Annotated in this window: 21 protein-coding genes; 9 read left to right on the forward strand and 12 right to left on the reverse strand. The window is 35.0% G+C overall.

Features of this window, described 5'->3' with window-relative positions:
• The first annotated feature begins 473 nt into the window (after positions 1 to 473).
• Both JM83_RS12815 and JM83_RS19495 read left to right on the forward strand, forming a co-directional pair.
• Positions 474 to 1,274, forward strand: coding sequence for a TIGR00266 family protein (locus tag JM83_RS12815; protein WP_144962539.1), 801 nt, complete (start codon positions 474 to 476; stop codon positions 1,272 to 1,274).
• Between the two features lie 183 nt (positions 1,275 to 1,457).
• The gene (locus tag JM83_RS19495) at positions 1,458 to 1,652 is read left to right on the forward strand and encodes a hypothetical protein (protein WP_144962540.1); all 195 of its coding nucleotides are present in this window, start codon (positions 1,458 to 1,460) and stop codon (positions 1,650 to 1,652) included.
• A 23-nt stretch (positions 1,653 to 1,675) separates the two neighbouring features.
• Here the strand turns inward: JM83_RS19495 and JM83_RS12825 are convergent, their stop codons facing one another.
• From JM83_RS12825 to JM83_RS12835, 3 genes are all read right to left on the reverse strand, one after another.
• Positions 1,676 to 2,632 carry a hydrogen peroxide-inducible genes activator gene (locus JM83_RS12825; protein WP_144962541.1) on the reverse strand — a complete coding sequence of 319 codons (957 nt, stop codon included), beginning with the start codon at positions 2,630 to 2,632 and terminating at the stop codon, positions 1,676 to 1,678.
• A gap of 73 nt (positions 2,633 to 2,705) precedes the next feature.
• Positions 2,706 to 3,137, reverse strand: a complete 432-nt coding sequence (locus tag JM83_RS12830; RefSeq protein ID WP_144962542.1) for a DUF2141 domain-containing protein — start codon at positions 3,135 to 3,137, stop codon at positions 2,706 to 2,708.
• A 124-nt stretch (positions 3,138 to 3,261) separates the two neighbouring features.
• A complete protein-coding gene (locus JM83_RS12835; RefSeq protein ID WP_261376462.1) occupies positions 3,262 to 4,002 on the reverse strand; it encodes a peptidylprolyl isomerase in 741 nt (246 codons plus the stop codon).
• On the opposite strand from JM83_RS12835, the gene JM83_RS12840 reads away from it, so the two are divergent.
• Both JM83_RS12840 and JM83_RS12845 read left to right on the forward strand, forming a co-directional pair.
• Positions 4,001 to 4,642 carry an NUDIX hydrolase gene (locus JM83_RS12840; protein WP_144962543.1) on the forward strand — a complete coding sequence of 214 codons (642 nt, stop codon included), beginning with the start codon at positions 4,001 to 4,003 and terminating at the stop codon, positions 4,640 to 4,642. The two genes, JM83_RS12835 and JM83_RS12840, sit on opposite strands and share 2 nt — an antisense overlap.
• Positions 4,643 to 4,705: 63 nt before the next feature.
• A complete protein-coding gene (locus tag JM83_RS12845; protein WP_144962544.1) occupies positions 4,706 to 5,509 on the forward strand; it encodes a lysophospholipid acyltransferase family protein in 804 nt (267 codons plus the stop codon).
• A 165-nt stretch (positions 5,510 to 5,674) separates the two neighbouring features.
• On the opposite strand, the gene JM83_RS12850 is transcribed toward JM83_RS12845, so the two are convergent.
• The 3 genes from JM83_RS12850 to JM83_RS12860 form a co-directional block, all read right to left on the reverse strand.
• The gene (locus JM83_RS12850; RefSeq protein WP_144962545.1) at positions 5,675 to 6,595 is read right to left on the reverse strand and encodes a sterol desaturase family protein; all 921 of its coding nucleotides are present in this window, start codon (positions 6,593 to 6,595) and stop codon (positions 5,675 to 5,677) included.
• A 148-nt stretch (positions 6,596 to 6,743) separates the two neighbouring features.
• Positions 6,744 to 7,379, reverse strand: coding sequence for a hypothetical protein (locus tag JM83_RS12855; protein WP_144962546.1), 636 nt, complete (start codon positions 7,377 to 7,379; stop codon positions 6,744 to 6,746).
• Between the two features lie 4 nt (positions 7,380 to 7,383).
• Positions 7,384 to 7,878: an RNA polymerase sigma factor gene (locus JM83_RS12860; protein ID WP_144962547.1), complete on the reverse strand. Its 495-nt coding sequence runs from the start codon at positions 7,876 to 7,878 to the stop codon at positions 7,384 to 7,386.
• Between the two features lie 190 nt (positions 7,879 to 8,068).
• On the opposite strand from JM83_RS12860, the gene JM83_RS12865 reads away from it, so the two are divergent.
• Entirely contained in the window at positions 8,069 to 9,373 is a 1,305-nt protein-coding gene (locus JM83_RS12865) for an NAD(P)/FAD-dependent oxidoreductase (RefSeq protein WP_144962548.1), read from the forward strand.
• 266 nt (positions 9,374 to 9,639) lie between these two features.
• Here JM83_RS12865 and JM83_RS12870 read toward each other — a convergent pair whose 3' ends face one another.
• Positions 9,640 to 10,074, reverse strand: a complete 435-nt coding sequence (locus tag JM83_RS12870) for a hemerythrin domain-containing protein (protein WP_144962549.1) — start codon at positions 10,072 to 10,074, stop codon at positions 9,640 to 9,642.
• 208 nt (positions 10,075 to 10,282) lie between these two features.
• Here JM83_RS12870 and JM83_RS12875 point away from each other — a divergent pair, with 208 nt between their 5' ends.
• Genes JM83_RS12875 through JM83_RS12885 form a run of 3 tightly spaced genes read left to right on the forward strand, consistent with a single transcriptional unit; the run spans position 10,283 to position 12,682 of the window.
• Positions 10,283 to 11,611 carry a 2TM domain-containing protein gene (locus JM83_RS12875; protein WP_144962550.1) on the forward strand — a complete coding sequence of 443 codons (1,329 nt, stop codon included), beginning with the start codon at positions 10,283 to 10,285 and terminating at the stop codon, positions 11,609 to 11,611.
• Between the two features lie 5 nt (positions 11,612 to 11,616).
• Positions 11,617 to 11,910 (forward strand): 2TM domain-containing protein, encoded by a 294-nt coding sequence (locus tag JM83_RS12880; protein WP_144962551.1) that lies wholly within the window; start codon positions 11,617 to 11,619, stop codon positions 11,908 to 11,910.
• A gap of 16 nt (positions 11,911 to 11,926) precedes the next feature.
• Positions 11,927 to 12,682, forward strand: a complete 756-nt coding sequence (locus JM83_RS12885; protein ID WP_144962554.1) for a LytR/AlgR family response regulator transcription factor — start codon at positions 11,927 to 11,929, stop codon at positions 12,680 to 12,682.
• Between the two features lie 349 nt (positions 12,683 to 13,031).
• On the opposite strand, the gene JM83_RS12890 is transcribed toward JM83_RS12885, so the two are convergent.
• From JM83_RS12890 to JM83_RS12910, 5 genes are all read right to left on the reverse strand, one after another.
• Positions 13,032 to 13,823, reverse strand: coding sequence for an anti-sigma factor domain-containing protein (locus JM83_RS12890; protein ID WP_144962556.1), 792 nt, complete (start codon positions 13,821 to 13,823; stop codon positions 13,032 to 13,034).
• Between the two features lie 2 nt (positions 13,824 to 13,825).
• Positions 13,826 to 14,353 carry an RNA polymerase sigma factor gene (locus JM83_RS12895; RefSeq protein WP_144962558.1) on the reverse strand — a complete coding sequence of 176 codons (528 nt, stop codon included), beginning with the start codon at positions 14,351 to 14,353 and terminating at the stop codon, positions 13,826 to 13,828.
• A gap of 96 nt (positions 14,354 to 14,449) precedes the next feature.
• Entirely contained in the window at positions 14,450 to 15,031 is a 582-nt protein-coding gene (locus JM83_RS12900) for a superoxide dismutase family protein (protein ID WP_144962560.1), read from the reverse strand.
• Between the two features lie 121 nt (positions 15,032 to 15,152).
• The gene (locus JM83_RS12905) at positions 15,153 to 16,370 is read right to left on the reverse strand and encodes a bifunctional alpha/beta hydrolase/OsmC family protein (protein ID WP_144962562.1); all 1,218 of its coding nucleotides are present in this window, start codon (positions 16,368 to 16,370) and stop codon (positions 15,153 to 15,155) included.
• Between the two features lie 108 nt (positions 16,371 to 16,478).
• Positions 16,479 to 17,375: a diacylglycerol/lipid kinase family protein gene (locus JM83_RS12910; RefSeq protein WP_144962564.1), complete on the reverse strand. Its 897-nt coding sequence runs from the start codon at positions 17,373 to 17,375 to the stop codon at positions 16,479 to 16,481.
• A gap of 63 nt (positions 17,376 to 17,438) precedes the next feature.
• On the opposite strand from JM83_RS12910, the gene JM83_RS12915 reads away from it, so the two are divergent.
• On the forward strand, positions 17,439 to 18,407 hold the full coding sequence (locus JM83_RS12915) for an App1 family protein (RefSeq protein ID WP_144962566.1): 969 nt from the start codon (positions 17,439 to 17,441) through the stop codon (positions 18,405 to 18,407).
• Positions 18,408 to 18,470: the final 63 nt, after the last annotated feature.

Consider the following 18,470-nt stretch of genomic DNA (forward strand, 5'->3'; position numbering starts at 1 on the left):
TAAGTCAATGGTACTTGTTCCAGCGTCTAAGGATCTTAAAAAAAATAATATCCTCTATTCCTTTAAACAGTTTGAAGTTAGAGTATACAATTATCATTCTGAATATGATTTAACGAATTGATGGAAATTAATGGAATGGTTATTTTAAGTAAAGATCCCTCCTCCCGTCGGGATGACAATATAAAATGTTTGTCATTCTGAAGGGAACGTAGTGTACTGAAGAATCTCCTAAAAAAAATAATCATTAAACTTTCCTAATAGGGCAACTCGTGTATTACAAATTTAAAGGATGTTTTGGAACAGGGTGACGAGATGGTCATGTATTTGCTAAAAGGGATTGGAAAACGTTTGCATAATTCTGCAATTGAACACTTTTCTGCAATTTATGGCATTCAACCCATTTTTACATATTTCCACCTATTTTTTGTAACGTTTACATTGTTTTACTTACCTATTTCTATAAATAAGTAATTATGAATGCACACGAAATAGATTATCAGATATTTGGAGAAGAAATGCAATATGTGGAATTGGAGTTAGATCCTAATGAAGCAGTAATTGCCGAAGCCGGTAACTTTATGATGATGGATAGTGGGATTAAGATGAACACTATTTTTGGGGATGGCTCTAAGCAAAATGAAGGGTTTCTCGGAAAAGTACTTGGCGCAGGGAAAAGACTGCTTACAGGAGAAAGTTTATTCATGACCATTTTTTCCAACGAAGTTTCTGGAAAGAAGAAGGTGAGTTTTGCATCGCCTTATCCTGGAAAAATACTCCCTTTGGATCTTAGTATATATGGAGGAAAATTCATTTGCCAGAAAGATGCTTTCTTATGCGCTGCCAAAGGAGTTTCTATTGGAATCGAATTTAGCAGAAAATTAGGGAGAGGTTTCTTTGGTGGAGAAGGCTTTATTATGCAAAAAGTAGAAGGGGATGGAATGGCCTTTGTACATGCCGGTGGCACTATGGCTCGTAAGGAATTGGGAGTTGGTGAAAAATTATGTGTGGATACAGGTTGTATCATCGGTTTTACGCAAGACGTTAATTACGATATCGAATTTGTAGGGGGTATCAAAAACACCATTTTTGGTGGCGAAGGATTGTTTTTTGCAACCTTAACAGGGCCTGGAGTAGTATATGTTCAATCTTTACCATTTAGTAGATTAGCGAATAGGGTACTGCAAGCTGCTCCTCAAGGAGGTGGGAAAGATAAAGGGGAAGGAAGTATTTTAGGAGGTATAGGAGATGTTTTAAGTGGAGATAATAGGTTTTAAATTTAAATAAAGTGCCTCATGGCAGGCATCGGGGTATTAAACCCTAAATGAGGGTTTAAATTTCGGAATCGAATTGCATTATTGATGAATTATTACTATCTTGAAGAGGATTTATAAAACCTGCCTATAGTATAATTCTACTTTTACTTAAATTAAATCAACAACTTAAAACAGTATAAAAATATGGCGAGAGCGATGTTTGAATACACCAAAACAATTCTTCATAAAGTAAGTTTTGATGCGGTGTTGTTCTGTAAAGAAGTTAAGAAAGCAATCCAACGACTTCTTCCTCATGAAATAGAGGAATTAAAAATTTGGATACTTTCTTTAACTCGACAGAATCCCGAGCTAAATCAATGTCTAATATATCTAAACTAAAAGATCGGCCATTGGCCGATCTTTTAGTTTAGAACATTCTTTCTATTGTTCAAAGGGCTTATGATTTTTACATTTTGGAAAGCGATAGCTCCTTTTATAACACCTGCTATCGTAGTGCGAAGTGCTTCTATAATATGCATTTTTAATTCGCTTTTGGTGTAAATTAAACTCACTTCCCTTGCTGGTACAGGTTCTTCAAACATTTTTAGTTTCTTGCGCTCTTTCTCTCCTAGATCCATGGTGTGCAAATAGGGCAGCAACGTCATTCCTAAACCTTCATTTGCCAATTTTATAAGGGTTTCGAAACTCCCACTTTCTAATTGGAAATGGTCCCCATCGTAGTTTCTGGAGACTTTACATAGATTAATAATGCCATCTTTAAAACAATGCCCATCTTCTAAAAGCAAAATATCGTCTATATCTAAATTCTCAACATTTAGGTTATTATCTGCGGCCAATCGATGTCCTTCTGGGACATACCCAACAAAAGGCTCATAATATAACACCTGTTCTTTGATGCCATCCAATTCTAAAGGAGTTGCAGCAATAGCGGCGTCTAAATGTCCTTCATTCAAGCGTTCGATAATTGCTTCTGTATTTAATTCTTCAATCTTTAATTTAACCTTTGGGTATTTCTTGATAAAATTGTTAAGGAACATCGGCAACAGGGTTGGCATTATGGTGGGTATAATTCCTAATCTAAAGGCACCTCCAATAAAACCCTTTTCTTGATCTACAATATCCTGAATACGATCGCTCTCATTAACAATATTTCGAGCCTGGTTTACAATTTTTCTTCCGGTTTCGGTTAATTGGATAGGTTTCTTGGTACGGTCGAAGATTTTAACCCCAAGTTCGTCTTCCAGTTTTTGGATTTGCATACTCAAGGTAGGTTGGGTCACAAAAACCTTTTGTGCTGCCTTGGTAAAATTTTGGTGTTCTGCAACTGCAAGAACATATTGAAGCTGAGTTATAGTCATAAAATAGTAGAATTAATACAAAAACAAAGGTATTGATTTTTTCTATTACAACTAATAATTCAGCTTCAGTTATCTATAGTTGGTTTGTCAGCTTTAAAGTCATATTTAGGGACTCATCTGCAAGTTCAAATTTTGCATCTTCCCAAATCGGAGGCCCATAATCATTGATGTTGTTATTGGAAATCCCATAAGGTTCTAATGGCATACCCGTTGGCTCAAAATCCATTTGTGAGTTGTCGTTTTTATCATGGAAACAAGATATCGCATAGGTTCCCGGGGGCAGGTCCTTAAATATTGCACTTGCAATTCCATCTACAATTTCACTCTTAGCCCGAAATTCTGGTGCCTTTTTCATAAACGTATTTTCAGAATAAACCCCGAAAAAAATGGTTCCTTTATCGCTTTTTATATTTTCTACACTCACTGAAATTTCTGGGGAAGCATTGGTTTGTGCATAAAATAGTTGACTTAAAAATAACGCGATCAATACAGCAATGGTTTTCATAATTTAAAGTTTTTAATAATTTATAGGATCAAATGTAACCCCAACCCTCATTTTATAAATATTAAACTTACCCAATTGTATAGATTTAAAGATGAATTGAATTTTAAGTTATAACAGCTTGTCCTTATTTTAAGATCTCTACAGTCATCGGGATATTAATTAATGGCCATTCTCCTTCTCCAATGGGTTGTTCTGCAATTTTATCTACTATCTCCATTCCTTTTATCACCCTTCCATATACGGTATGATCATTATCTAAATGATGAGCCCCCCTCTTGCTTTGGACAATAAAGAACTCAAATGGGGAAGAAGCTTTACTCACATTTTGTTCGGCATATTTAGCCGCTGCAAATGCACCTCGGGTATGTTTGTGTCCCGCTTCAAATTCACTTGGAATTAAATAAGAGCCCATGTTGTTTCTTTTAATACTTGTCTCTTTATTGTCTGAATTCCCTCCTTGAATTACAAACCCATTGGCAACCCTATGAAAAAACGTACCATTGAAATATCCTTCTTTTATCAATAAGATCATATTCGCCCTGTGCAGTGGTGTGTCATTATATAGCAATATATCAATATCACCAAAGCTCGTGGTTATCCTTACTTTGTTCTCTGGGTTCTTCTTCCCATATTCCGTTAAAAAAGGAATCAATTTCTCCTGAACAAGCATTGGTTCGTCATGAAGAAATAATTCCCCTTCCTTTTTTTTTGGTGTATCGGTTATTTTTTCTGAAGAGTCCTTTACCTTTGTAATAGTCTTGGCTGAAGGTGTTTTTACAGTATTGCTCCTTGATTTTTGTGTATCTTCACAACTTGCAAAAAAAAGGATCAGGGAAACGAAAAGGAAAGAAAGTAGACGTGTCATGAATTTTACTGAATTTACATATAAGATCTCAAATTTAAAGAATTTAGAACTTCCAGGCGTGGAGGCTCAACATAAATTGGCTCCGTTATTAAGATTAAAGGAATTGGCCCGTACAGATATTAATGCCAAGAAGCCCAGTAAGGCTGGGGTAATGGCAGTATTTTATCCCAATAAAGATGAAATTACCAATCTCGTTTTAATTTTAAGAAAGACCTATAAAGGAGTTCATTCCAATCAGGTTGGGTTTCCAGGGGGGCGTGTAGAGAATTTCGACAAAAATTTAAAATATACCGCATTGCGGGAAACAGAAGAGGAAGTTGGTATTCCCCAATCTGAGGTGCGGGTATTAAAGAAATTAACCAAGTTATATATCCCACCAAGTAATTTTTGGGTACATCCATATGTGGGGCTTATAGATAGAACTCCTGAACTTGTTCCACAGGAATCTGAAGTTGAAAAAATATTGGAAGTAGACTTGGAAGATTTTATGGATGAAAGAAATTTGATTTCTCAAGAATTAAGTACTTCTTATGCGAAAAATATACAAGTTCCTGCATTTTCGTTGAACGGTCATGTGGTTTGGGGAGCAACCGCAATGATGCTTAGTGAATTAAAGGATTTATTGAAGCTTAGTCTTTAATCTTTATTAGTACCTTTGGCTTCTTTTAAGATAATATTAACAAATCAAGATCATTAGGACTATATGGGGTTGTTTTCTAAAAATCCATTCGGACATTATCTATATATTAAAAAGTGGTTGATTCGTATTTTTGGCGTTTTATCACACAGACGTTATAGAGGTTTTAATGAGCTTCATATAGAAGGTTCCGAAATCATTAAAAACCTTCCAAACACTAACGTGCTATTTGTCTCTAACCACCAGACCTATTTTGCCGATGTTACAGCGATGTTCCATGTTTTTAATGCAAGTTTAAGCGGGAGAGTGGACTCTATAAAAAATGTTGGCTATATATGGCAGCCCAAACTCAATTTATACTATGTGGCTGCGAAAGAAACGATGCAAGCTGGACTGCTTACAAGAATTATGGCCTATGCGGGAGCCATTACTGTAGAAAGAACTTGGCGCTCTAAAGGGCAGGATATAAAAAGAGAAGTAAACATAGAAGATACCGATAATATTGGGGTCGCCTTAAAAGATGGCTGGGTGATCACTTTTCCACAAGGAACAACCAAACCTTTTAAACCCATTAGAAAAGGAACTGCACATATTATTATGCAGCATAAGCCCATTGTTATTCCTATTGTTATAGATGGTTTTAGAAGATCTTTCGATAAAAAAGGAATCCGACTCAAAAAAAGGGGCATTCTTCAAAGTTTTCAGATAAAACCAGCTTTAGATTTCGATTACGAAAATGATTCTATAGATGATATTGTAGAGAAGTTGGAATATGCCATAGAGCAGCATTCTTCTTTTCTAAAAGTTATCCCACAGGAAGAACTGGACGATATGGAGAAATTGAACGAAAAAAGAAAGTGGGAATATTAATGGTTTCAAGATTCAAGATTCAAAGCAAAACTTAAGTTAAACAGGAATAGAGTGAAAGAGTGAAAGAGTGAAAGAGTGAAAGAATGAAAGAGGAAAAGAGGAAAAGAGTGAAAAATTTCAGTATCTTTCACTCACTACTAAATAGGGAAATGAATTTCAGAAGTATCAATTATTTACTTTAAGGGCTTTTTGCATTTCCTTGACCGTTTGGGTACTTCCGTCGTGGCTCCAGCCAGGAGGGCCAAACACATACATAAATTTATGCCTCCAGTTCTTTGTTTTTTTGGTATCCTCCCAAATATTTTGGTATTCATGCGTTAGGATCACCCATAAATTATATGAATTGGGTGGTGTAGAAACCCCATATTCAATGTCAATTGAAGTATCCATCTCTTTCCATGTACCAAAAATTCTGTCGAAAACATTCAAAAAACCTCCATGGTTTTTATCCATGTATTCCAGATTTTTCGCATGATGTACCTGGTGCATTGTGTGGGTGTTAACAAAATTTTCTATAATTCCCATTTTAGGAACATATTTAGTGTGCAACTGGAATTGCCATAAGGCTTCAATTCCAAGGCATACCACCAGCATTTCAGGTGGAAAACCTATTATGACTATCCACATGTAAAAAAAAGGTTTGTAGAGAATTGTGAACCAACCATTGCGAACCGCTGTTCCAAGATTAAAATTATCAGAGGAATGATGCACTATATGAGCTGCCCAAAAAAACCGTATCATATGATTTTGCCGATGAAACCAATAATATGTAAAATCGTCCAAAAACATACATAAAAGCCAGAGATACCAAGCATACCCGAAGGATTGCCACCCCATAATATTAGTCCTTACGCCTTCAATAACCGGGTTAAAAAATTCGTAAACAAAATTAAATATAAGAATGATGGAAACTGTTTTTATCAATGCCCCTATTACCGCAGAGCCAATACCCATAGAAAGGCTTGAAAGGAGGTCTTTCCAATTATACAGGTCTTTGTTTTCATGGGTTTTACTGTAAGTTAGTTCTATTAGGATAAGTCCTAAAAAAACGGGGACCCCATAAACCAGGGGGTTTGTAAATTCCATTTTTATGAATTTTTAATATTAGAGCGCAAAACCGATTTTTTGCAAAAGTATAGTATTTCAAGGTCTTTAAAGCACAAACGGTTTAAAACCTCAAATAAAAGAGGGCCATGAAACAATAATTAAAAAGGAGTAAGCCCCAAGATCAGGATTACAGTTCCAACTTTTTTAATTCTACATAATTTCTCTTCAGCCTTTTAAGTAATATCCCATAAAGCAAGCGGTAGAACAACCAGATTAAGCCAAGAAATGTGCCTAAAACCACTATGCTCACACCAATAAATTTCATCCAATCCATCGCTTCAAAAGAATATTTTGAGATATTCCCCACATCAGGATTTGAATGATTTAAAATCATGTAAGTGAAAATCCCCACAATTAAAACCCCAGTAGAAATCAACACATAGGCGATATAGTATTTTACCGTTTTTCGGGTCTTTAAAATATTCTTCATTAACGTGGAGGCATCATCTGTAGTAGAGATTCTTTTGTAATTTCTATAAAACCTATAGATAAAATAAAAGGTAATGGCATAGCTCGCTACATATAAAACAGTAACCACCTCGGAAAGATCATTCTTTTCGATCTGCTCCCAATATTGATCTCCAGAGAAAACAATATTTACAATAGTACCAGCTAATAATTCTATAAGGCTTATATAAAAAATCCATTTTACGATAGAATGGGAACGTTTCCAAATCATTTTATAGATCTGGTCATAGGAAAGTTTGGGATAATTCCCTTGCTGCCTGCTCCAATCTTTTTTTAATAAATCTAATTCATCCATACGCTTACGGATTTAATATTTTTTTTAGCTTTGTTTTAACCCTGTTCATCTTAACTCGTGCATTCACTTCGCTAATACCCATTGTTTCAGATATTTCCTTGTAATTTTTATCTTCCAGATATAGAAACACCAAGGCTTTGTCTATATCATTTAATTCTTTTAAAGCATTGTACATCAGCGATAATCGTTGCTCAGTCTCATCATCATATTCATCTACTTTTATTCGGAAATGCACCGAATCGTAATCCTGAGTCTGAATTCCACGCTTTTTCTTACGATATAAAGTGATGGCAGTGTTCAATGCCACGCGATACATCCAAGTACTAAATTTTGCATCTCCCCTAAATTTAGGATATGCCTTCCAAAGCTGTATGGTTATCTCCTGAAACAAATCATTGTGAGAAGCTTGGTCATTGGTATAAATCCTACATATCTTGTGCACAATATTTTGGTCTCTCTCCAAATTGCTTACAAATTGATGTTCTAATTCTTTATTCACAGAAGCGGTTTACAAATGGTTAGTCTTCGATTGTCGTACAGTGTTACATCTTGGAGGGTGAAATCCAAACTGTTTAATAGGATTTATTTAAAAGCCAAATTATTCTTATTTTCGAAGATATATAAATTGATGAATAATACTGAAGTCTAAACAAGAATTCTATGATTCAAAATAAATCCCAGATTGATAAATGAATATACCAAAAACTGAGCTACCTCGCGTAGTAATTATAGGAGGGGGCTTTGGCGGAATTTCCTTAGTTAAAAACCTTTTAAAGCAGAAAGTGCAAACCGTATTAATAGATAGACATAACTACCATACGTTTCAGCCATTATTGTATCAGGTTTCTACTTCTGGATTAGAGCCGGGTTCCATTGCCTATCCATTGCGGAAAATAATTAGATCCAGTAATAGGGGTTTTTTTAGAATGGCAGAGGTGTCCAATATAGATCCTGAAAAGCAGATGATCCAGTCCAACATTGGGGAGTTGCACTACGATTACCTGGTTATTGCCACAGGTTCTAAAACCAATTTTTTCGGCAATGATAGTATCGAAGAAAATGGCATGTGGATGAAAACGGTGCCCCATGCATTAAATATTAGAAGCCTTATTTTGGAAAATTTGGAACAGGCTGTAATTACCGCAGATCCAGTAGAACGCAGGGCGCTATTAAACTTTGTGCTGGCCGGTGCCGGACCAACGGGAGTGGAGCTAAGTGGAGCGATTTCAGAATTAAGAAACCATATTGTCCCTAAAGATTTTCCAGATCTAGATCCTTCAGAAATGGAAATCCATCTTATTGAAGGCAGGGAAAGGGTATTGCCCCCCATGAGTGAGAAATCTTCCAGAAAAGCTGCGAAATTTTTGGAGGAGCTGGGAGTCCAAATCCATTTAAACACACAAGTAAAGTCTTATGATGGGAGAGAGGTATTAACAAATACTTCCTTAAAATTTGATACCTATACATTTATTTGGAGCGCTGGGGTAACAGGAGCTCCCGTAAAAGGATTAGACGCTTCGGCACTAATAGAGAAAGCCAATAGATATGAAGTTAATCGATTTAACCAGATAAATGGGTACAAAAACATATTTGCAGTTGGCGATATTGCCGTTATGGAAAGCGAGGAATATCCCAAAGGGCATCCCATGGTTGCCCAACCAGCTATTCAGCAAGGGAAACATTTAGGTAAAAACTTCAAAAAATTATTAAATAATAAAAAACTAGAGCCTTTTAAGTATTTTGATAAAGGCACAATGGCAACTGTTGGGAGAAACCGGGCTGTTGTGGAACTTGGAAAATTTAATTTTGGAGGTTTCTTTGCTTGGTTCGTTTGGATGTTTATCCACCTTTGGTTTTTAATTGGGTTTAGAAATAGATTGGTAACTTTCTTTAATTGGGTGTATAATTATGTGAATTTCGATAAAGCAGCTAGACTTATAATTAGGCCATTTAAAGAAAATCAAAAGCAATCCAAATCAGATAAAGCATTGTAAAAGTATTTCTTATAAGTTTTGCTGCATCGTGTATTGATATAACAAAAAAATCAGCTTCAGTTTTAACTGAAGCTGATTTTTAAGTTTAGAAACTTGAGTTTTCGGAGTAAACTCAAGTTAAATAGGAAAAGAGTAAAAAAGTCAAAAATTTTGGATCTTCCCATTTTGCATACGGCTGTTGATCAAGGTTTTGAAAGTATGTAGATTATGACTTTTTGTGGTTTTAAAATTAAAGCTGCTTTCTGGGGACTCAAACTTCAAAAAATTCATCTGTTCTTGGTAATCTCCTTGTTATAATCTGATGCTAAAGATATTTTTTGTTTTTCGGTAAGTGCTTTTCCAGCCATCTGAAAAACTTCTTGCTCTTCTTCGTCCAAGTGGTGCGTAACTTTATGTTCCAGATCCTTTGCAATTTTCAACCAGTTGGAAGCACTCATTTCGGTATCTTCCAATTGTTCAATTAGTTCATCCATTTCATGGTGTTCTGCAACACTATGCCTTGCTTTCTGCTGCGTAAGGTCTTTTTTTATCAAGGGAACATAAAAATGTCTTTCTTCGGCATCTGCATGTATTTTAAGCTCGTGCCTTAATTGCTCGAAGATTTTTTTTCTTTCTTGGGTATCCCCGTGTGTAGATACAAGTTTTTTTACAAGATTTCTTTGGATTTCATGTTCTTGCCTTAAAGCTTCAAAAATATTCATAATTTGGGTTAGATTGTGTTAAGGTTTGAAGATATAAATTATAGCGTTAAGGTTTTTTAAAAACACAAATTAATAATTAAATAGGTCGATATTTTGATGCTCTTTTATACAATTCAACCTAAAATTACCACAGTTCGGTCTATAAACCTTTATTCTAAAGGATGTTTTAAGGATATTTGAATTGTCAAAATAAAACAAGAGCAAAAAGATGTATAAAATTGTTTACAAGATACTTAAGGTAAGTATCATGATCACTATTATAATAGGCTTTTTGGATATTGTATTTAGCCCATCCACTACCTTGGATGATCTGTTAAGTGTTACTAATTTGGGTCTTTATTTCTTCTATAGTTTTGTGCTTTCCAGTGTAAATGGTCTTTTCTTTTATTTTATGAACCAAAGAATTAATTGGGAGGGAAAAGGAGTCCAAAGAGTTGTGATTGGGGTTGTAGGGAGTATGGTTTTGACCTTAATTGCCTTTTTTATTTCTCGAATGATTCACCTGGTTTATTTCGAGAGCAGATATAATTTAGATGAATTTTTGGAAAATGAGCGCATAGGGAATTATTTATTTCCGTTACTCTTTACTGCTATTGTTTCTCTTAGTTTTCACCTATTTTATTTTTATAAAGCATTGCAGGAGAGAAGGGTTGCTGAACAAAAAATAATTGCCGGAACTGCTTCGGCAAAATTCGATGCCTTAAAGAATCAATTAGATCCACACTTTTTATTCAATAGTTTAAATGTTTTGACTTCCCTTATTGAAGAAAACCCAATCGCTGCTCAAAAATTCACCACCTCTTTATCCAAAACCTATAGGTATGTTTTGGAGCAAAAGAACAAGGATCTTGTGGAACTTTCTGAAGAGATAAAATTCGCCAAAACGTATATAAATCTACTTAAAATGAGGTTTGAAGATGGGATTAATTGTAGTATTCCCTTAAAGTTGAATTTGGCCGAGGCTAAAGTAGTGCCTTTATCCTTACAACTGTTACTGGAAAATGCAGTGAAGCATAACAGGGTTTCTCCACAACAACCCTTACATATCGAGATTTTTGAAGATAAGAATGAATTGGTGGTGAGGAACAACCTTCAGGAAAAAGAAATATTAGGAAAGGGGAGCAAGGTTGGCTTGATCAATATTCAGCAACGATATGGATTGCTAACTAGACGAATAGTTCAAATAAATAAATCTAAAAATTATTTCGAAGTACGATTGCCATTATTAACCAAAAAGATTGCGGTTATGAAAAGAGAAGTAACATGGGACAAGAACAATACCTACCTAAGAGCCAAGGATAAGGTAAAAAAGTTAAGGGGATTCTACGGTAATTTAACTTCCTATTGCATAGTAATCCCTGCCTTAGCGGTTTTTAATTGGCTCACAAAAAGTGATTTTCCTTGGGTGATCTTTCCTGCAATAGGTTGGGGGATAGGCTTGCTTTTTCATGCCATGGATGTTTTTGGGTATAACCCTATCCTTGGGAGGGACTGGGAGGATAAAAAGATAAAAGAATATATGAAACGCAATCAATAAAGAAAATGGAAAATTCAGAAAACACTTATCAAAGGGCAAAAGAACGGGTAGACGAATTAAAAAAATTCTATAACCACCTTTTTTCCTATATCGTTGTAAACATCTTTCTTGCCGCAGTGAACTATTATTCCAACCAATGGGAATATCCATGGTTTTTATGGGTAACCGCTGGCTGGGGAATAGGGCTGGTCTTTGATGCGCTAAAGGCTTATCAAATAAACCCGATGTTCAACAAAGATTGGGAAGAACGCAAAATAAAATCTTTTATGGAAGAAGAGGAAAAACAAAAATGGGAATAGAATTTAAATCAATGGGATGCAAGTAGCAATTATAGAAGACGAAAAGCCATCTGCTAGAAGACTCAATAGAATGTTAAGCCTTTTGGATCTAGAAGTAGTTACAATGCTTCATAGTGTGGCAGAGGCTGTTGCATGGTTTCAGAATAATGAGCATCCAGAGCTCATCTTTTTAGATATTCAACTTAGTGACGGTTTGTCTTTTGAGATTTTTGAAAATGTTGAAATTAAAAGCGCCATCATATTTACTACTGCTTATGATGAATATGCATTAAAGGCCTTCAAGTTAAATAGTGTGGATTATTTATTGAAACCTATAGATGATGAAGAGTTGAAGGAGGCAGTGGATAAATTTAGTGCGAATAGGCTTAAGCAAAAACCCGCTTTTATAAGAGCAGAAGACATTCAGAAAATGTTTCGGCAATCTTATAAAAATGAATATAAAAAGCGATTTGCCTTACAGGTAGGGCAGCATTTAAAGATTGTTGAAATACATGATGTTTGTTGCTTTTATTCAGAAAATAAAGGCACGTACTTGCACACCAATAGTGATAGAAGCTATTTATTGGATCTTAGTTTGGAAAAATTAGAGAAGGATCTGGATCCCGAGAAATTCTTTAGGATCAGTAGAAAATTTATAGTGAACCTTAATGCGATAAAAGATATTGTAAGTTATTCTAATTTGCGCTTAGAGGTAAAGTTGGATTGTTTTAACAAACATCAGTTAATTGTAAGCAGGGAGCGAGTGAAGCTCTTTAAGGAATGGCTTGAATAACAACACCACAATGTTAAAAATTTCAACATTTAAAACCATGTCTTATTTATTCTCGTAAGTATGGTAGAAGAGAGTTATTAAGAGCAGCGCAATGAATGTGATTTTACCCTACTAAAAACTTTTATTGCCCTAATGATGAAGTTTTAAAAGCCTACTGCATTTTAAATTCTGCCCTTAGAATAATTGTTTTCGATTTTTTTGGTTGGTTAGTGAAGAGTTTGTTTCTTAACAGAGCAGGCTCTTTACATTTATGCAAGTTTAAAAAATTTCGATAAAAATAAAATCACCTTTAAGATCACAGCATATCGTGAATTTAAAGGTAATTTTCTTTTTAAAAAGAATGTGATCTCTAGGAAGAAACAACTCCCAAGGCATACAATTGTTCCATCGTTGGCGTTTTACTACCTCGAGCAGGTTCTAATGTAATTCCGAAAGCTTCAGAAGGGTTTGTGTTTTCCAGAGGGAATATTTTATTTTCGTCTTCCTCATAAGTGTCCAAAATACCTATGCTTGTTGGTGTTAATGGTTCCAACTGTAAAGACCATACTTGATAAACCATCCCTCTTGGAGGCTCTGGTAGGTCTTTTACATCTATATACGTGGTATTTGTGGTTTTATCCCAATAAGCAGCAGCGTAAGCATCTGGAGCAACAGCTTGACCTGCTAAAGGCACTTTTATAATATCCTTATCCCTAATTATAGAAAGTAACTCTTTGGTTTTCTCTGCATCTAATCGAGCTTCTGCAATTTGAGTCTCCATTTGAGCTTTTTCTCCTTGTAAAGCCTGTAGATCTTGTCTTAGTTTCTGGTTTTTATTGAACATCAAGAACAGTCCAATTAAGAATATTAAACTGGCAGCCCATCCAATATACATAGGGATATTAGATCTGCCACTTTTCATTGTTACCACTTTTGGATTGTGGGAAAGTTTTTGTTTAATACGCTGAATTAATTTATCGGCATCTGCAGGTGCAACAGCGGCAGATAATTGAATAAGGGCTTCTTCAATTTCCTCTACTTCAGATTCTACTTCCGGGAATTGTTTTAAAATTCGCGTTACCTCTCTACTTTCTGGTTCAGAAAGTGCACCATAAACATATAGTTCAAGAATGCCCGATGATATATAATTATTAATATCCATTATTATAATACTTTAGATCGTAATTCATCTATACACGCCCTGTTCTTTGTTTTGACAGTTCCAAGGGGCATTTGAAGTTCTTCTGAAGTTTCCTTTTGAGTATAGCCTTTAAAAAACAACAAGTCTATTAAGCTCTTACAAATAGGTGCTAGGACATCGATGTATTTTTGTAAACCAATAGCATCGATTTTTCCGAAGAAGTTCGTTGTAGACTCCAATATATCTACGAAATTATCACTCTTTAGGTTTAACTTTTTATTTTTGAAATCTTTAGACCTAATTTTATCTATAGAAGCATTCCTTGCAATGTTCAAGACCCATGTAAAGAATCGGCCTTTATCGGGGTTATAGCTTGAAGCATTGTTCCATATTTTTATAAAAACATCTTGTAAAATTTCTTCTGAAACAGCGGTGTCTTTAATTATGTTATATATAATTCCATAGGTACTATGGGAATAAAGTTCATAAATGCGCTCAAAGGCTTTTTGGTTGCCAGCTTGGAGTTCTTCAATTAACTTATCTTGTTGCATAGGTTTGAAATTATGCTTAAAAATAGAACATTATTCTATTTAAAATAGAAAAAGCAACCCGAAGGTTGCTTTTATTATAATATCCTTAAAAAAGTATTACATCTTAATGGTACCACATCCAACTCTTGTTCCGGCAGCACCAGAGGGTTGAGAGGTAAAATCGTCTACGCCATCATGAACTATGACAGCCTTTCCAACGATGTTCTTAGTGTCATCGTCACAACCAATACACCATTTATCCGTAGTCATGGTAATAGTACCATTTCCATTTCCATCTACTTTAAAATTTCCGATATCACCTCTATGGTATCCTGAGGCATCACCCCATTTTCCATGTTGTTCAAATGTTGGGTTCCAGTGTCCTCCTGCAGACGATCCATCTTTTGCCGAGCAATCTGCACTTTCATGAATATGGATGGCATGCATGCCTTCAGCTAAACCATCTATAATCGCGGTCATGGTAACCTCACCGTTTTCTTCAGTAAAAACAACATTTCCCGATAGTTTACTATCGCTTTTAGGTTCCAAAGTAATTTTTACTTTTTTGACTTCAACTTCTTTTTCCTGAGTCATTTCGGTGTCGGAAGTTTTTTTATCGTCTTTTTCTTTTTTGTCATTTTTACATCCAATAATCAAAAGGGATGCACAAAATAAAAGTGTTAAGCTAATACGTTTCATAATTTATATGGATTGGTTTTACATTGAACTCATCTAAAGTACTTGTATAATAAGGAATCTCCAAAGATTTAAGGATTGCTTAACATAGATTTATGGTCACCAAAACATGCTTTAAGGTTGTTTACTTTGGATCTACCAAGCTTGTAATAATTTGGGTTTCAGAATGTAATGTTTTATGTACGGGACATTTATTAGCGATCTCTAATAATCGATTTCGCTGCTTTTCATCCAAATCTCCTTTAATTATAAGCTCTCGTTTAAAAGTGTCTATTTTGGTTCCAGCTTCTTCACATTTTTCACAATCCAGGGCATGCTCTCTGCCATAATTAACCTGTGTATCTACAGAGTCTACGATCCAGCCTTTTCTTTTGGCATACATCTGGATGGTCATAGAAGTACAAGCTGCTAAACCAGCTGATACATATTCATATGGATTGGGCCCAAAATCGTTTCCCCCAACATGCTCCGGTTCATCGGCTATTAGATTGTGCCTTCCAGCTTTTATTTGTGTAGTAAAACCTTCTGGGCCTAAATGTGCAACGACGTCCAAATTGGTTTTTAAGTTTTTTTGCTCGGGGATATCAATATACCTATAAGCCCAGCTGCCTATAATATCACCAGCATAACTAGAATCCATTTTATTGGATAACAAATGATCTCCTCCATCCAAAGAAATGAAACTTTTGGGATGCTTTGCTGCAATGTAAATTTCTTCGGCATTTTTAATGCCCACTATCCTATCCTGTGGGGAATGGAGAATTAATAAAGATTTATTTAATTTTGAAATAATATCTGGAAGATCGTTGTTTTCGAGATCGTCTAAGAATTGCTTTTTTATATTGAATTTTCTGCCCCCAATATTCACTTCAGCGATTCCATTTTTCTGAATATCTTCTACATCATTTTTCAATAGATTTTTCACATGGCCAATATGGGATGGCGCTCCAATAGTTGCAACCGCTGTTACCGATGGCAATAAGGTAGCTGCTAACAGCACCGCTGCACCGCCTAGGGAATGTCCAATAAGCAATGAGGGCGCTTTATAATTTTCTTCTAAATAACCAGCGGCCTCGATTAGATCTTCTACATTTCCAGAAAAATTGGAATCAGCAAATTCTCCTTCGCTTTCGCCCAATCCGGTAAAATCGAACCTAAGAACCCCAAAACCTTTAGTTATTAATGCTTTACTTATATTCCTTACCGCTAAAAAGTTTTTGTTGCATGTAAAGCAATGCGCGAACAATACAAAGTTGTGTGGATTTCTGTTCTCGGGCAACTCAATACTACCTTTTAAATCGAAACCTTCTTTATTTTTGAATGTAATTTTTAACGTGCTCATTGTTCTTTTGAATTTTAAGTGTTTTAAAAATAATTCTATTTCGTGCGATTGAAATTAGCGATATATAGAGCGAACCCTATATCCAATAATAAGATCAATCTGCTTGATTTAAGCCGGGACAAAATCTTTAGGTACTGCAATTCTCAATTTCTTATCGGCTATTCTCACCTCTACTTTTTTTCTTTTCCCTATGAACTCTCCATCTATTTGGAAGGCTACGGGCTTTTTACAAGTGATTATAGCTTCTTCTATAGAGATGGCTTCCACGAAATTGGAATCCATTTCGGTATTTTTAAATAAAGTTTTTATAATGTGAAATAAACTTATTCTTTTAAAAATAATGACTTCAAACTTCCCATCATTCAATTTTCCATGTGGATTTATATTCGCTCCAGTTCCAAATTTATTGGCATTGGCAATAGCTAAGAGCACTCCTTTCTTTACATATCGATGGTCCATAGCTTCAATAGTAAATTTATAAGGATAATTGGATTTGAACAATGTAGGGAAAGATTGAAGGAAATACCCAAACATCCCCCTAAAATTGGAATGTTCGTAATGTCTTATGAGTTCTGCGTTTATACCAAGATCCGAAATATGTAAACACATTTCCCCATTGAGTTCCAAAGTATCCACCGTGAAAGTTTTAGATCCTGTAGCAACTTCAATTTGATCTTTAAGATTATCTGGAAGGTCCAAATTAATTGCAAAACCATTAGCAGAACCTGCAGGTAAAATCCCAAGGGTAAGATCGAAATCTTTAAGGACTTTTGCAACAAGCTGAATTGTTCCATCTCCACCTGCAACCAATATGCGCTCTGGTTTATGCGTGTTAATCAAATTCTTAATCGCACTTTCATCATCTTCTCCTCCTTGGGTTTCGTAAACCTCAAGTTTTATGTTTTTCTTATTTAGTTCTATTTCAACTGTTTCAATAAGATTTGCTTTATCGAAAGCTCCTGAAATTGGATTTACGACCAGTAAAATTTGATTATTTGATTCCATGTACCGTAGATTGTTGCTAAAATTAGCTATTTTGGAAGTAATCTATCGTTAATAAAATCTCAATTGACAAAAATCGACTTAAAATTATATCGTGGATACATAAACGATCAAGAACTGGTAGTTTTTGGCCACGTGTTTAAATCCTGGGCTCCAGATAAATACCGGATAGATAGACGCGGAATTAAACATGCGGTGTCTATCATGCACATGTTCAATATAAAACCCATGTCCAATATTCGGGTGACACTAGAATTTCAAGGTTTGCAGGTTCAAACAAAAACGTTGGATGATGGGTATTTCAGGTTTAATATTCCTTTTGATGAAGAACTGGCAAGTGGTTGGCATGAATATCAGGTTTCCTGCCAATTCAATGGTTTTGGTATTGTGGATACCGGGGAGATATTGAAGCCCTTTGAAAGCAAGTACGGAATAATATCTGATATAGATGATACGTTTCTCATTTCTTACAGCGGTAATTTTTTTAAGAAGCTATATGTCATGTTGCTTAAAAATATCAATAAAAGAAAAATATTTGAAGATGTGGTGCCACATTATAAGGCACTAAGTTCTTATGGGCAGGAAAACGAACAGGCTTTCAATTCCTTTTTTTACGTGTCTAGTAGCGAATGGAATTTATACGATTTCATCAATGAATTTGCTAAAAGACATGAGTTGCCCAAAGCAGTTATAAAATTGAAAAAGATAAAAACAGGAATTTCAGATTTCCTAATGACGGGGAGGGGGGGACACGATCATAAATTCGAAAAGATCAAGGATATTATCTCATTTTACCCAAACCTAAAATATGTGCTTATTGGTGATGATTCCCAGAAAGATCCTTATATCTATGAGCGCATCTGTAAAATATTCCCTTTAAATATAAATGCAGTATATATTCGAAAGACCAAAAAGGTTAAAAAGAAGACTGTTGCAATTGTTCTAAATAATATTAAGGATATGGGAGTAAGTACCTGTTACTTTATTAATAGCGAAAAAGCGATTGAGCATTCAAAAAAAATTAATATCATCTAATTTTTGGGAAATATCTCAGGGTATTAATACAGATAAATTAGAATCCCGGTATCTTTGTTTTTA

The organism is Gillisia sp. Hel_I_86, from assembly GCF_007827275.1.
In the GTDB taxonomy this organism is placed as follows: Bacteria; Bacteroidota; Bacteroidia; order Flavobacteriales; family Flavobacteriaceae; genus Gillisia.

Bases quoted from the DNA above. Each gene is read 5' to 3' on its own strand.
- JM83_RS12900 (WP_144962560.1), bottom strand. From the start codon at position 15,031: ATGAAACGTATTAGCTTAACACTTTTATTTTGTGCATCCCTTTTGATT.
- JM83_RS12845 (WP_144962544.1), top strand. From the start codon at position 4,706: ATGGGGTTGTTTTCTAAAAATCCATTCGGACATTATCTATATATTAAA.
- JM83_RS12895 (WP_144962558.1), bottom strand. From the start codon at position 14,353: ATGCAACAAGATAAGTTAATTGAAGAACTCCAAGCTGGCAACCAAAAA.
- JM83_RS12870 (WP_144962549.1), bottom strand. From the start codon at position 10,074: ATGAATATTTTTGAAGCTTTAAGGCAAGAACATGAAATCCAAAGAAAT.
- JM83_RS12850 (WP_144962545.1), bottom strand. From the start codon at position 6,595: ATGGAATTTACAAACCCCCTGGTTTATGGGGTCCCCGTTTTTTTAGGA.
- JM83_RS12825 (WP_144962541.1), bottom strand. From the start codon at position 2,632: ATGACTATAACTCAGCTTCAATATGTTCTTGCAGTTGCAGAACACCAA.
- JM83_RS12910 (WP_144962564.1), bottom strand. From the start codon at position 17,375: ATGGAATCAAATAATCAAATTTTACTGGTCGTAAATCCAATTTCAGGA.
- JM83_RS12855 (WP_144962546.1), bottom strand. From the start codon at position 7,379: ATGGATGAATTAGATTTATTAAAAAAAGATTGGAGCAGGCAGCAAGGG.
- JM83_RS12830 (WP_144962542.1), bottom strand. From the start codon at position 3,137: ATGAAAACCATTGCTGTATTGATCGCGTTATTTTTAAGTCAACTATTT.
- JM83_RS12815 (WP_144962539.1), top strand. From the start codon at position 474: ATGAATGCACACGAAATAGATTATCAGATATTTGGAGAAGAAATGCAA.
- JM83_RS12880 (WP_144962551.1), top strand. From the start codon at position 11,617: ATGGAAAATTCAGAAAACACTTATCAAAGGGCAAAAGAACGGGTAGAC.
- JM83_RS12875 (WP_144962550.1), top strand. From the start codon at position 10,283: ATGTATAAAATTGTTTACAAGATACTTAAGGTAAGTATCATGATCACT.
- JM83_RS12865 (WP_144962548.1), top strand. From the start codon at position 8,069: ATGAATATACCAAAAACTGAGCTACCTCGCGTAGTAATTATAGGAGGG.
- JM83_RS12840 (WP_144962543.1), top strand. From the start codon at position 4,001: ATGAATTTTACTGAATTTACATATAAGATCTCAAATTTAAAGAATTTA.
- JM83_RS12885 (WP_144962554.1), top strand. From the start codon at position 11,927: ATGCAAGTAGCAATTATAGAAGACGAAAAGCCATCTGCTAGAAGACTC.
- JM83_RS12905 (WP_144962562.1), bottom strand. From the start codon at position 16,370: ATGAGCACGTTAAAAATTACATTCAAAAATAAAGAAGGTTTCGATTTA.
- JM83_RS12890 (WP_144962556.1), bottom strand. From the start codon at position 13,823: ATGGATATTAATAATTATATATCATCGGGCATTCTTGAACTATATGTT.
- JM83_RS19495 (WP_144962540.1), top strand. From the start codon at position 1,458: ATGGCGAGAGCGATGTTTGAATACACCAAAACAATTCTTCATAAAGTA.
- JM83_RS12835 (WP_261376462.1), bottom strand. From the start codon at position 4,002: ATGACACGTCTACTTTCTTTCCTTTTCGTTTCCCTGATCCTTTTTTTT.